Origin of the sequence: Pseudoalteromonas sp. AOP7-A1-14 (genome assembly GCF_052376275.1) — a bacterium.
GTDB lineage: Bacteria > Pseudomonadota > Gammaproteobacteria > Enterobacterales > Alteromonadaceae > Pseudoalteromonas.
The window spans coordinates 1-525 of the sequence record NZ_JBQSVO010000287.1 but is presented as its reverse complement, the minus strand read 5'-3'; the positions used below and the strand labels follow the sequence as shown (position 1 = coordinate 525).

The following is a 525-nucleotide window of genomic DNA, read 5'->3' as shown; positions in this document are numbered from 1 at the left end:
TCAATCCGCGATTGCATTTCAACCTTATCTTCTTGCAGTGAAATTTTATCTTTTTCTAAGCCATCAAGCTTAGCCTGCATAAGTGCAAGCTGATTTTGTAGTTCGGTGATGAGAATAGTGTCTGGCATTTTAATAGCATGACACATGGGAAAGATCGTTCAAGTAAAAAAAACGATCTGGTTAATTTACATCACTGATAACCCTGATAAAGTTGAGTGGCGGGTTTTATTATTTACCGGTAAGCCAGATAATAACCATTGTAACTGCCGTTGTTCAATCCCCATGGCTACGTGTGCTTGAGCATGATTTGGCCATTGAAATCGTCCTTGCTCTAAGCGACGATAATAAAGCCAAAAACCATTGGTATCCCAAAACAAAATTTTTAATTTATCGCGTTGTTTATTACAAAAAACGAACCACGCTTGGCTTAAAGGATCGAGAGATAGGGTATCGCTGACAATAATACTTAACCCATTGATTGATTTTCGCATGTCGGTGAATCCCGTGACCAAGTAAACTTGGTGG

General features: G+C 38.9%; 1 protein-coding gene. It reads right to left on the bottom strand.

Annotated features, from left to right (window positions below; all coding sequences use genetic code 11):
- Nucleotides 1–185: 185 nt before the first annotated feature.
- On the bottom strand, nucleotides 186–525 hold a 340-nt coding region (gene tnpB, locus ACT3RM_RS18145), incomplete at its 5' end, for an IS66 family insertion sequence element accessory protein TnpB (protein WP_444511549.1).